The sequence below is a fragment of the Agromyces binzhouensis genome, assembly GCF_042672355.1.
In the GTDB taxonomy this organism is placed as follows: domain Bacteria; phylum Actinomycetota; class Actinomycetes; order Actinomycetales; family Microbacteriaceae; genus Agromyces; species Agromyces binzhouensis.
This window is the reverse complement of the sequence record NZ_JBHXVJ010000005.1, coordinates 105,650-117,996: the sequence shown is the minus strand read 5'-3', so window position 1 is coordinate 117,996 and position 12,347 is coordinate 105,650. Positions and strand designations below refer to the sequence as shown.

Sequence of the window (12,347 nt, the reverse complement as noted above, 5' to 3'; positions counted from 1 at the left end):
ATGGACAAGCAGCGCGACTTCGTTCTCCGGACCATCGAGGAACGAGGAGTCAAGTTCGTCAGGCTCTGGTTCACCGACGTCGTCGGCACGCTGAAGTCGGTCGCGATCGCGCCGGCCGAGGTCGAGGGAGCGTTCACCGAGGGCATCGGCTTCGACGGCTCGGCGATCGAGGGGCTCAGCCGGACCTTCGAATCCGACCTGCTCGCGTACCCCGACCCGACCACCTTCCAGACGCTGCCGTGGCGGGGCGACATCGACCCCACGGCGCGCATGTTCTGCGACATCACCACGCCCGACGGCGAGCCGGCGGTCGCCGACCCGCGGAACGTCCTGAAGCGCACGCTCGCTCGCGCCGCCGACGCCGGGTTCACCTTCTACACGCACCCCGAGATCGAGTTCTACCTCCTCAAGTCGTCGAAGTACGGCCCCGAGGGCCCGCAGCCCGTCGACTCGGCGGGGTACTTCGACAACGTCCCCGGCGGCACGGCGCACGACTTCCGACGCCGATCCGTCCGGATGCTGGAGGACCTCGGCATCTCGGTCGAGTTCAGCCACCACGAGGCCGGTCCGGGACAGAACGAGATCGACCTCCGCTACGCCGACGCGCTCACGACGGCCGACAACATCATGACGTTCCGCACGGTCGTGAAGGAGGTGGCGATCGAGCAGGGCGTCTACGCGACGTTCATGCCGAAGCCGTTCTCCGACAAGCCCGGTTCGGGCATGCACACGCACCTGTCGCTCTTCGAGGGCGACGCGAACGCGTTCTACGAGCCCGGTGCGCAGTACCAGCTGTCGAAGATCGGCCGACAGTTCATCGCGGGCCTCCTCCGCCACGCGAACGAGATCTCGGCGGTCACGAACCAGTTCGTGAACTCCTACAAGCGGCTCTGGGGCGGCGACGAGGCCCCGAGCTTCATCTGCTGGGGCCACAACAACCGCTCGGCGCTCGTGCGCGTGCCGCTCTACAAGCCGAACAAGGGGCAGAGCGCGCGCGTCGAGTACCGCGCGATCGACTCGGCCGCGAACCCGTACCTGGCGTTCTCGCTGCTGCTCGCCGCGGGCCTCAAGGGCATCGAGGAGGGGTACGAGCTGCCCTCCGAGGCCGAGGACGACGTATGGGCCCTGACCGACAGCGAGCGCCGTGCGCTCGGGTACCGGCCGCTGCCGGCGAGCCTCGACCACGCCATCGAGTACATGGAGACCTCCGAGCTCGTCGCCGACACCCTCGGCGAGCACGTCTTCAACTACGTGCTCGCGAACAAGCGCGCCGAGTGGCGCGACTACCGCACCCAGGTCACGCCGTTCGAGCTGGTCCGCAACCTCGAGATCCTCTGACGGTCGGCACCGGATGACGCGCACCGCCCCGACCCTCGGTTCGCTGGCGCGCGCCGGCTTCGACGACCTCGACCTCGCGGCGGCCGAGTCCGTCGAGCTCGCCGAGGCGGCCGGCGTCGAGCCGGAGGAACTCGTCGACGCGCTCGGCGCGGCCGCCGACCCCGACCAGGCGCTGGAGGAACTCCGACGGCTCCACGAGCGTGCTCCCGAGCCGGTTCGCGCCGTGCTCCGCGATGCCGCGGCGCTCGACCGCGCCGCGCGCCTCCTCGGCGCCTCGCGCGGGTTCGCCGAGTTCTTCCTCCGGAACATCGACGAGCTGGCACTGCTGCACCAGCGACCGGTTGCGCCGCCGTCGGAGGCCGAGGCCGCGGCCGAGCTGGTCGAGGCCGTGGCATCCGTCGACGCGTCGCCGGCGCACCTGGCCGATGCGGGAGCCCGTGCGCTGCGCGTCGGATACCGGCGCATGCTCGCCGGTGTCGCGATCTGGGACCTCACGCGTGCGGACGCCGTCGACGCGCTGGACGTCGTCGCCTCGGGCCTCGCGGACCTGGCCGGGGGTGCGATCGAGGCCGCACTGCACCTGTCCCGGAGGCTCGCCGCTCGCGGCGACGGGGAGCCGGCCGCGCCCGGACGCTTCCCCGCGGCGCAGGTCGAGGCGACGCGCCTCGCCGTCATCGGCATGGGCAAGGCCGGCGCCCGGGAGCTCAACTACGTGAGCGACGTCGACGTCATCTTCGTCGCCGAGTCCGCCGACGAGGAGGCCGCGACGACTCCGCGCGCGCTGGAGATCGCGACGAGGCTCGCCATGGCGACGATGCGCGCGATCGGCGAACCCGGGATCGAGCCGCCGCTCTGGGAGGTCGACCCGAACCTGCGCCCCGAGGGCAAGGACGGCGCGCTCGTGCGCACCCTCGACTCGCACCTGCAGTACTACGATCGATGGGCGAAGAGCTGGGAGTTCCAGGCCCTGCTCAAGGCGCGCCCGCTCGCCGGCGATCCCGACCTCGGAGCGAGATATGCCGCGGGCGTCGCCCCGAAGGTCTGGTCGAGCTCGTCGCGTGAGGGCTTCGTCGAGTCGGTCCAGCGCATGCGGGAGCGCGTGACCGACCACATCCCGTCCGACGAGGTCGACGTCCAGCTGAAGCTCGGCCCCGGTGGCCTCCGCGACATCGAGTTCACCGTGCAGTTGCTGCAGCTGGTCCACGGTGCGACCGACGAGGCCATCCGCCAGGCCGGGACGCTGCCGGCTCTCGCGGCACTCGCCGAGCACGGGTACGTCGGCCGTGAGGAGGCCGCCGAGTTCTCCCGCGACTACCGGGTGCTGCGCGTCCTCGAGCACCGGCTCCAGCTCGCGCGGCTCCGCCGCACGCACCTGATGCCTCGCGAGGACGCGGAGCGGCGGGCCCTCGCACGCGCGTCCGGGCTCGGACGCACGGCCGGCGAGATCACCGAGACCTGGCAGGCCACGCGGCGTCGCGTCCGCGGACTGCACGAGCGCCTGTTCTACCGGCCCCTCCTGTCGGCGGTCGCCGCCCTGCCCGCCGAGGGGCTCGAGCTCACGAGCGCGCAGGCCGAGGCGCGACTCGCCGCCATCGGCTTCACCGACCCGCGCGGAGCACTGGCGCACATCGCCGCGCTCACCGCGGGCGTGTCACGGCGCGCGACGATCCAGCGCCACCTCATGCCCGTGCTGATCTCGTGGTTCGCGGGCGGGGCCGACCCCGACTACGGCCTGCTCGCCTTCCGTCGGATCAGCGACGCGCTCGGCACCACGCACTGGTACCTCCGCCTGCTCCGCGACTCGTCGGATGCCGCGCTGCGACTGACCCGCGTCCTCTCCGGATCGCGCTTCGCCGGCGAACTGCTCGAGCACATCCCCGAAGCGGTGGCGTGGCTCGAGGACCTCGAAGAGCTCCGGCCGCGTCCGCTCGCAGCGCTGCGGGAGGAAGGCGATGCCGTCCTCGCCCGCCACGGCGAACTGGAGGCCGCGGCGAAGGTGATCCGCGCGATGCGCCGTCGCGAGGTGCTGAGGCTCGCGCTCGCCGCCATCCTCGACGTCTGCACGGTCGAGGAGCTCGGCCACGGCCTGAGCGACGTCGCCGAGGCCCACCTGCAGTCGCTGCTCCGCGCGATCCGACGCGGCGACGACGGCATCGAGTTCGCCGTGGTCGGCATGGGTCGGTTCGGGGGCCGCGAGCTCGGGATCGGCTCCGACACCGACATCCTCTACGTCTACCGCCCGACGACCGCCGAGCCGGATGCCGCGCACACCCGTGCGCTGAAGATCGTCTCGGAGCTCGTCCGGACGAGCGAGGACGCGCGGCTGCCGTTCGAACTCGACGCGGGCCTTCGGCCCGAGGGCCGGAACGGGGTGATGGCACGCTCGCTCGAGGCGTACCGGGCGTACTACGCCCGCTGGTCGCTCACCTGGGAGGCCCAGGCGCTGCTGCGTGCGCGCGGCGTCGCCGGAGACCAGGCGCTCATCGAGGCGTTCACCGAGCTCGCGGACACCGTCCGCTACCCGACGACGATCGCCGAGCAGGAGGTGCGCGAGGTCAAGCGCATCAAGGCACGCGTCGAGAACGAGCGCCTGCCGCAGGGCGCCGACCCGACGCGGCACCTGAAGCTCGGGCGCGGTTCGTTGAGCGACGTCGAGTGGTTCGTGCAGTTGATCCAACTGGAGCACGCGTCCGAGGTCCCGTCGCTCCGGACCACGTCCACGCTCGACGCGTTGGCATCCGCCGTGGAGGCCCGATTCATCGAGCGGTCCGACGCGGAGATCCTGCGCGTCGCCTGGATGTTCGCGTCACGTGCGAGGTCCGCGCTCACGCTCTGGCTGGACAGGACCACCGACGTGCTGCCGGTCGAGCGCACCCAGCTCGACGGCGTCGCCCGCATCATGGGCTACGCGCCGAGGTCCGCCACCGCACTCGAGCACGACTACCTCGCCGTCACCCGTCGCGCACGGGCGGTCTTCGAGCGCGGGTTCTACGGCGCGCAGGAGCGTCGGGAGCCCACGGTCGGCTGAGGGCCGACCCCGCTCACTCGCTTCGTGTCGGCGAGAGACGCGCCGCACCAGGGACGTCCTCGCCCGCCGAGCACACGAGGGCCCGTGTCGCAGAACGCGACACGGGCCCTCGGCTCTCTGGGGGGATGGGGGGAGAGAGTCTAGACGCCGAAGTACAGCTCGAACTCGAACGGGTGCGGGCGCTGGGCCAGCGGCTTGAGTTCCTTTTCGCGCTTGTAGTCGATCCAGGTCTCGATGAGCTCCTTGGTGAACACGCCGCCCTCGAGGAGGAAGTCGTGGTCTGCCTCGAGCGCGTCGAGCACGGCGTCGAGCGAACCCGGCACCTGCGGGATCGCCTTGGCCTCCTCGGGCGGGAGCTCGTAGAGGTCCTTGTCGACGGGCTCGTGCGGCTCGATGCGGTTCTTGATGCCGTCGAGGCCGGCCATGAGCTGCGCGGCGAAGGCGAGGTAGGGGTTGCCCGAGGCATCCGGCGCGCGGAACTCGATGCGCTTGGCCTTGGGGTTCGTGCCCGTGATCGGGATGCGGATCGCAGCCGAGCGGTTGCCCGCCGAGTACACGAGGTTGACCGGCGCCTCGAAGCCCGGCACGAGGCGGTGGTACGAGTTCACCGTCGGGTTCGTGAAGGCGAGCAGCGCGGGGGCGTGGCGGAGGATGCCGCCGATGTACCAGCGCGCCACGTCGGAGAGCCCGCCGTAGCCGGCCTCGTCGTAGAACAGCGGCTTTCCGTCGTTCCACAGCGACTGGTGGGTGTGCATGCCCGAGCCGTTGTCGCCGAAGAGCGGCTTCGGCATGAAGGTCGCCGTCTTGCCCCACTCGTTCGCGGTGTTCTTGACGATGTACTTGAACTTCAGGATGTCGTCCGCAGCGTGGACCATCGTGTCGAACTTGTAGTTGATCTCACCCTGGCCGGCGGTGCCGACCTCGTGGTGCGAGCGCTCGACCTCGAGGCCGGCCTCGATGAGCTTCAGGACGATGTCGTCGCGGAGGTCGGCGTGCTGGTCGACCGGGGAGACCGGGAAGTATCCGCCCTTGTACGCCGTCTTGTTGGCGAGGTTGCCGCCCTCCTCGGCGCGGCCGGAGTTCCAGGCGCCCTCGCTGGAGTCGACCGAGTAGAAGCTCGCGTTCTGCTTCACCTCGTAGCGGACGTCGTCGAAGATGTAGAACTCCGCTTCGGGGGCGAAGAACGCGGTGTCGGCGATGCCGGTGGAGGCGAGGTACTTCTCGGCCTTCTTGGCGACCTGGCGCGGGTCCTTGCCGTAGATCTCGCCGTTGCGCGGGTTGTAGATGTCGAAGACCATGATCAGCGTCCGCTCGGCGCGGAAGGGGTCGACGTAGGCCGTCGAGACGTCGGGGATCAGCTGCATGTCGGACTCGTGGATCGACGCGAAGCCGCGGATCGAGGAGCCGTCGAAGAGCTGGCCGACGGTGAAGAAGTCCTCGTCGACGGTGGAGGCCGGGATGTTGAAGTGCTGCTGCACACCCGGGAGATCGGTGAAACGGATGTCGAGGAACTTGACGTCCGTCTCCTTGATGAACTTGAGGACTTCGGAAGAATCACTGAACATGTGACGGTGCTCCAAGGGCAGTAGATGGCGAGGACGCAGTCGTTCGACCGGTTGCGACGCTATCCGGGTGGGGTTTCCCTGCCGTGACGCCGATGTTTCGACCGTGTTACACGGTGCGCGATCGGTAGACTCGTCCGGTGCCAGACCCCGTGAACCCCACAGGCGACATCCCACCCAGCACCTATCCGGGCGAACGGCTCGGGCTTCCGGAGGAGGGGACCGGATCCGTCGGGCGAATCGGCCGCCGGATCGCTGCCATCATGGTCGACTGGCTCATCGCGAACGTCATCGCGCTGCTGGTCGGCCCGTACGCGTCGACGGCGCAATCGTGGGCGACGCTCGGCATCTTCGCGCTGATGCAGGTGCTCTTCATCCCGACGATCGGCGGCAGCGTCGGACACCGCCTGCTCGGCATGCGCGTCGTGCCGGTCCGCGGCGGGTGGATCGGCCCGTGGCGACCGATCGTGCGCACGCTCCTGCTCGTCGTCGTCGTCCCCGCGCTCGTCTGGGACTCCGACCAGCGCGGTTTCCACGACAAGGTCGCCGGCACCGTCCTGATCCGCGCCTGACCGGTCCCGTGCCGCAGACGGCTGCGGCATCCGCTCAGGTGAACGGATGCCGCATGCTGTCGTCGCAGCTCAGCGCATGCGACCGCGCTGCGGGCGCACGCGCATCGGGTCGACGCCCTTCGGGATCGGCAGCGACGCCTGGAGCGAGTTCAGCCGATTGGTGACCGCGAGGACCTCGGGCTTGGTCAGGGTGCGCTTCGACTTCCGGAGCGTCGCGGCGAGCCGGTGCAGTTCGACCGAACCCTCCTCGTGGCCCACCGAGAGCGTTCGCACGGGAACGTTCGGCAGCACGCGCTCCACCTTGCGCTTCTCGTCGGCGAGCATGCGCTCGGTGCGCGACCGCGGTCCCTCGCTGATCAGCACGACACCGCCACGACCGACCGCACGGTAGACGGCGTCCTGGGTCTTGCCGTTCACGGCCACCGGCATCTCGTTGCCGACCCAGTTGCCGCGGAGACCGCTTCGGAGCACCGCACCGACCGCACCGGGCTGTCCGTCGATCTGCGAGTACGCGGCGCGCTCCGCACGCCGGCCGAGGATCACCAGCGCGATGAGCAGGCCGGCGAGCACGCCCGCGATGACCCACAGCGCGATCGTGAAGCCGTTGCCGCCGCTCAGCCACAGCGCGAGGCCGAGGCCGACGGCGACGGGTGCCAGGAAGCCGAGGAGCATGAGCCACTGGGCGCTGGAGTCGTAGCGGCGGGTCATCTGGAAGACCTGCCACATCTGCTTCATGCGGCCGGGCTCCTTCTGGGGCTTGGGAGCGGACCCGGCGTCCTTGGTGCGTGCCATGCGTCAAGGATACCGGCGGTCGAGGCGCCCCTCGCACCGCGATCGGCGGTCCGAGGGGCGCCTCGTCGCGGAACGAACCGAGTGGTTCAGCCCACCGCCTGCGCGAACCCCAGCGAGGCGTCGGCGAGATGCGCGAGTTCCCTGGGCAGCTCGCGGCCCTTCGCCTGCATCGACTGGGCCCACAGGCGCCCGGCGCGATAGGACGAGCGCACGAGCGGTCCGGCGAGCACGCCCAGGAAGCCGATCTCCTCGGCCTCCGCCTTGAGCTCGACGAACTCCTCCGGACGCACCCAGCGCGCGACCGGGAGGTGCCGTGGGCTCGGCCGGAGGTACTGCGTGATCGTGATGATGTCGGTGCCGGCGTCGTGCAGGTCGCGGAGCGCCTGCGAGACCTCGGCGCGCTCCTCGCCCATGCCGAGGATCAGGTTCGACTTCGTGATGAGGCCCGCGTCGCGCCCCTGCGTGATCACGTCGAGGGATCGTTCGTACCGGAAGGCCGGGCGGATGCGCTTGAAGATGCGCGGGACCGTCTCGACGTTGTGCGCGAACACCTCGGGGCGCGCCGAGAAGACCTCGCCGAGCAGTTCCGGGTTCCCGGAGAAGTCGGGCACGAGGATCTCCACGCCGGTGCCCGGGGACTGGGCGTGGATCTGGCGGATCGTCTCGGCGTAGAGCCATGCGCCCTCGTCGGGCAGGTCGTCGCGCGCGACGCCCGTCACCGTCGAGTAGCGCAGCTGCATCCGCACCACCGACTCGGCGACGCGACGCGGCTCGTCCACGTCGTAGTCCGCGGGCTTGCCCGTGTCGATCTGGCAGAAGTCGCAGCGTCGCGTGCACTGCGAACCGCCGATGAGGAAGGTCGCCTCGCGGTCCTCCCAGCACTCGTAGATGTTCGGGCAGCCCGCCTCCTGGCAGACCGTGTGCAGGTCCTCGCCCTTGACGAGCTGCTGGAGCTGCCGGTACTCGGGGCCCATCTTGGCGCGGGTCTTGATCCATTCGGGCTTGCGCTCGATCGGGGTCTCGGCGTTGCGGACCTCCAGGCGCAGCATGCGCCGCCCGCCGGGGTCGGCGCTCATGCGGCCACCGCCCGTGCGAACTCGGCGTCGAGCCGTGCGCGCACGACGTCGGCGACGTCGGCGGGCGTGACCGTGCGGTCGAGCACGCGCGACATGGTGGTGACCCCGGCGTCGCGGATGCCGCACGCGATGATCTTCCGGTACGGCTCGAGCGAGTTCGAGCAGTTCAGGGCGAAGCCGTGCATGGTGACGCCCTCGGCGACGCGGATGCCGATCGCGGCGATCTTCTCCTCGACGCCGTCGCGCACGATCCACACGCCCGACCGACCGTCGACGCGCGTGCCGTCGATGCCGAACTCGGCGAGGACGTCGATCAGCACGCCCTCCAGCCGTCGGACGTATCCGACGACGTCGATCGGCTCGATGAGGCGCAGGATCGGATATCCGACCAGCTGGCCGGGGCCGTGCCAGGTGATCTTGCCGCCGCGATCGACGTCGACCACGGGTGTTCCGTCGGTCGGACGTTCCTCGGGCGAGGTCCGCTTGCCGGCGGTGTACACCGGCTCGTGTTCGAGGAGGATGACGGTGTCCGGTCGCTGACCGGAGACCACCGCCTGATGGACGGCGCGCTGGAGGGAGAGGCCCTCGCTGTACGGCACGGAGTTGGCGCTTAGCCCCGTGTCGACGTAGTCGAGCATGGTTTCAGTCTAGGCGGCATCTCGTCCTCCACCGGCCGGTGGTCTCGGGTACGGGGCACAGGGGGTCGCGCGTCGTGCTCCGTGCAGGGGCTTCGCGGCATGCTCTGTCGTCATGGTCCATCGTTCGCGACGCGAGGCCCGCTCCGCCGGCCGACGCACCCGACGTTCCCATCCCGAACCCTCGAGCGTCGAGCGTCCGATCGTCGCGGACGCGGTGCTCGGGGGATACCGGCTCCTTCGCAGGCTCGCGTCAGGCGAGCGCGCCGACGTGCACCTCGCGGTCGCCCGACAGGCGCCGAGCGGTTCCGCCGATGCACCCGACCCCGAACCCGCGCTCGTCGTCGTCCGCGTCTACGATCGCACCGCAGACGATGATGCGATCGCGACCGAGATCCAGGCGATGGAGCAGGATCCGACGGGCACCGTGCCGCGGCTCCTCGACGTCGCCGCGTTTCCCGACGGCCGTGCGTGCCTCGTCGTCGAACGCATCGGGGGACGATCGCTCGCATCGATGCTCGACGGCGCGAACCTCTTGCCCGGCCAGGCGGTCACCGTGCTCGCGCCGCTCGTCGTCGCCGCGCGGGACCTCGGACGCCGCGGGCTCGTGCACACCCGATTCGCAGCGTCCGACGTGCTCGTGGACGAGGCGGGCCGCCCGCGCCTGATCGGCCTCGGCGCCCTCGAGCGGACCGACGCGCGCGTGCCCGCCACCGAACGCGTCGAGCGCGGTCGTCGCGCGCACGCCGCGCTGCTGGCGCTGATGGAGACGGTCGCCGCCGCATCGAATGCGCCGCCACGATTCGGGCCGCCGGTCGAGCTCGCGCGGGCGATGCTGCTCGGTCGTCCGTTCGCGCCCGACCACGAGGCGATCGAGCGGGCGCTGTTCGCCGTCGCCGAACCGATACCGCTCGTCGTCCCGGCGCGGCCAGCGGTCGCCGGAACGCTGCCGTCACGGGTGCCGCGGGTGGTGGCCGGAGCGGACCCGGTCGCGATCGATCCGACGATCCCACCACCGCATCGGATCCCGCCCGAACCGCTGTCGTCGCACCACGGCGAACCGGAGGACCCGACCGACGACGGGCCCAGTCGCAGCGCGGCACGTCGCCTCGCCGAACTGGCGCAGCTGCCGGGGATCGCCGACGCGCTGGGGGAGACGCTCGACGGGGGTGTCGGCGGGGCCGCGCGCCGGCGGATCCGGGACTGGGCCCGACGCCGCCGGGCGGCGCTCGCGACGGGGGGATTCGCCGGCACGGGGGCGCTCGTCCTCCTCCTCACCGCAGTACCGCCCGCCGCCGGAGGCGACGGCGATCCGGCTGCCGCGAGATCGGCGTCGGCCGTGGCATCCACTGCGCCGACGGCGCCGCCCCCCGCACCGGCCGCGGGAGCGGCGGCCGGCGCTTCCGGCGGCGCCTCGGATGGCGTGGAGAGTGCAGGAGCGGGCGATGGCGGGGGAGCCGGATCCGACGCGACCGACCCGGTCGAGGCCGCCTCCGTGCTGCTCGAGATCCGGCAGGGATGCCTCGCCGGTCGTGACCTGGCGTGCGTGGCGTCGTACGCACAGCCCGGCGCGCCCATCGAGGCCCTCGACCTGGCCGCGATGGCGTCGGGTGAGCCGATCGTCCCGGGATCGGCGGACCTGTCCGCGATCTCGGTCACCGCCGAGCTCGGGGACGCGGTCGTGCTCAGCGTGCCCGCGTTCGGCGAACGCGAACCGGCCTCGCTCCTGATGATGCGGAGCGAGGCCGGTTGGCGTCTGCGGGAGTGGTTCGACTAGATCCCGAGGTCGCCCTCGAAGTCGCCCTCCTCCAGGCGGGCCTTGACCGCCGTGAGGAAGCGCGCCGCATCGGCACCGTCGATGATCCGGTGGTCGTACGACAGCGCGAGGTAGACCATCGAGCGGATCGCGATCGCGTCGGAGCCGTCATCCGAGATCACGACCGGGCGCTTGACGACGACGCCGGTGCCGAGGATCGCGGTCTGCGGGAGGAACACGACCGGCGTGTCGAACAGCGCGCCGCGCGACCCGGTGTTGGTCAGCGTGAACGTGCCGCCGGCGAGCTCGTCGGGCTTGAGCTGGTTGTTGCGGGTGCGCTCGGCCAGGTCGGCGATCTGCCCGGCGAGTCCGGCGATGTCGAGCTCGCCCGCGTCGCGCACGACCGGTGTGAGCAGGCCGCGCTCGGTGTCGACCGCGATGCTCAGGTTCTCGCGCTCCGGGTAGACGATGGCGTCACCGTCGACCGTCGAGTTGATGATCGGGTAGGCGCGGAGCGCCTCGACCGCGGCGAGGGCGAAGAACGGCAGGAACGACAGCTTGGTGCCGGTCTTCTCCTGGAACGTGCCCTTCACGCGGTCGCGAAGGCGTGCCACGCGCGTGACGTCGACCTCGACGACCGAGGTGAGCTGTGCGGTCGACTGCATCGAGACGACCGCGCGCTCGGCGACGACCTTGCGCAGACGCGTCATCGGCTGGGTGGTGCCGCGCAGCGGGGAGGTCTCGAGCGGCTGGCGCTCGGCCTTGGCGGCCGGCGCCTCGGTGGCCGTGGCGGGGGAGCCCGCGGAGAGCACGTCCTGCTTGCGGATGCGACCGCCGACCCCCGTGCCCGTGACGGAGGCGAGGTCGACGCCCTGCTCGTTCGCGAGCTTGCGGACGATCGGGGTCACGTAGCCGGACGTGCCGGCGTGCGATCCGCCCTGCTGCGGAGCGGGCGCCTCCTGAGCCGGAGCCTGCTGCGCGGCCGGAGCCTGCTGCGCGGGTGCCGGAGCGGCCGGAGCCTCCTGAGCCGGAGCCTGCGGCTGAGCAGGCGCCTCCTGAGCCGGAGCCGGAGCGGCCGGAGCCTCCTGAGCCGGAGCCTGCGGCTGAGCAGGCGCCTCCTGAGCCGGGGCGGCCGGAGCCTCCTGTGCCGGTGCCGGAGCGGTCTGTGCCTGCTGCGGAGCGGGCGCCTCCTGCGGAGCGGGCGCCTCCTGCGGAGCGGGCGCCTCCTGCGCGGCCGGGGCCTGCTCAGCAGGAGCAGGGGCGGCCGGAGCCTCCTCTGCCGGGGCGGGCGCGGCCTCGGCCTGCGGTTCCTCGGCCGGCGCAGCATCTCCGCCCCCGGAGCCGTCGCCGATCGTGACGAGCGCGGTGCCGACCTCGACCGTCTCGTCCTCCTGGACGAGGATCGCCTCGATGACGCCCGCGACGGGCGATGGAATCTCGGTGTCGACCTTGTCGGTCGAAACCTCGAGCAGCGGCTCGTCGACCTCGACTCGATCTCCCACGTTCTTCAGCCAGCGGGTGACCGTGCCCTCGGTGACACTCTCGCCGAGTGCCGGGAGGCTGACGGATTCGCTCATTCGCTTGTCTC

The 12,347-nt window shown here is 71.3% G+C and carries 9 protein-coding genes; 4 read left to right on the top strand and 5 right to left on the bottom strand.

What is annotated here, in order from left to right:
- Nucleotides 1-1,338, top strand: coding sequence for a glutamine synthetase family protein (locus ACFVHK_RS10090; protein ID WP_129233533.1), 1,338 nt, complete (start codon nucleotides 1-3; stop codon nucleotides 1,336-1,338).
- A gap of 13 nt (nucleotides 1,339-1,351) precedes the next feature.
- Nucleotides 1,352-4,366 (top strand): bifunctional [glutamine synthetase] adenylyltransferase/[glutamine synthetase]-adenylyl-L-tyrosine phosphorylase, encoded by a 3,015-nt coding sequence (locus tag ACFVHK_RS10085; protein WP_376928698.1) that lies wholly within the window; start codon nucleotides 1,352-1,354, stop codon nucleotides 4,364-4,366.
- Nucleotides 4,367-4,506: 140 nt separating this feature from the next.
- On the opposite strand, the gene glnA is transcribed toward ACFVHK_RS10085, so the two are convergent.
- Nucleotides 4,507-5,931, bottom strand: coding sequence for a type I glutamate--ammonia ligase (gene glnA, locus ACFVHK_RS10080; protein ID WP_376928697.1), 1,425 nt, complete (start codon nucleotides 5,929-5,931; stop codon nucleotides 4,507-4,509).
- 137 nt (nucleotides 5,932-6,068) lie between these two features.
- On the opposite strand from glnA, the gene ACFVHK_RS10075 reads away from it, so the two are divergent.
- Nucleotides 6,069-6,500, top strand: a complete 432-nt coding sequence (locus ACFVHK_RS10075; RefSeq protein WP_129233536.1) for an RDD family protein — start codon at nucleotides 6,069-6,071, stop codon at nucleotides 6,498-6,500.
- A gap of 69 nt (nucleotides 6,501-6,569) precedes the next feature.
- Here ACFVHK_RS10075 and ACFVHK_RS10070 read toward each other — a convergent pair whose 3' ends face one another.
- The 3 genes from ACFVHK_RS10070 to lipB form a co-directional block, all read right to left on the bottom strand.
- Nucleotides 6,570-7,292, bottom strand: a complete 723-nt coding sequence (locus tag ACFVHK_RS10070; RefSeq protein ID WP_129233537.1) for a DUF4191 domain-containing protein — start codon at nucleotides 7,290-7,292, stop codon at nucleotides 6,570-6,572.
- Between the two features lie 86 nt (nucleotides 7,293-7,378).
- Entirely contained in the window at nucleotides 7,379-8,368 is a 990-nt protein-coding gene (gene lipA / locus ACFVHK_RS10065) for a lipoyl synthase (protein WP_376928696.1), read from the bottom strand.
- The gene (gene lipB, locus ACFVHK_RS10060) at nucleotides 8,365-9,006 is read right to left on the bottom strand and encodes a lipoyl(octanoyl) transferase LipB (protein WP_376928695.1); all 642 of its coding nucleotides are present in this window, start codon (nucleotides 9,004-9,006) and stop codon (nucleotides 8,365-8,367) included. The genes lipA and lipB overlap by 4 nt, the downstream gene beginning before the upstream one ends.
- Nucleotides 9,007-9,118: 112 nt before the next feature.
- On the opposite strand from lipB, the gene ACFVHK_RS10055 reads away from it, so the two are divergent.
- Nucleotides 9,119-10,780, top strand: coding sequence for a hypothetical protein (locus tag ACFVHK_RS10055; RefSeq protein WP_376928694.1), 1,662 nt, complete (start codon nucleotides 9,119-9,121; stop codon nucleotides 10,778-10,780).
- On the opposite strand, the gene sucB is transcribed toward ACFVHK_RS10055, so the two are convergent.
- A complete protein-coding gene (sucB, locus tag ACFVHK_RS10050) occupies nucleotides 10,777-12,336 on the bottom strand; it encodes a 2-oxoglutarate dehydrogenase, E2 component, dihydrolipoamide succinyltransferase (RefSeq protein ID WP_376928693.1) in 1,560 nt (519 codons plus the stop codon). The two genes, ACFVHK_RS10055 and sucB, sit on opposite strands and share 4 nt — an antisense overlap.
- Between the last annotated feature and the right edge of the window lie 11 nt (nucleotides 12,337-12,347).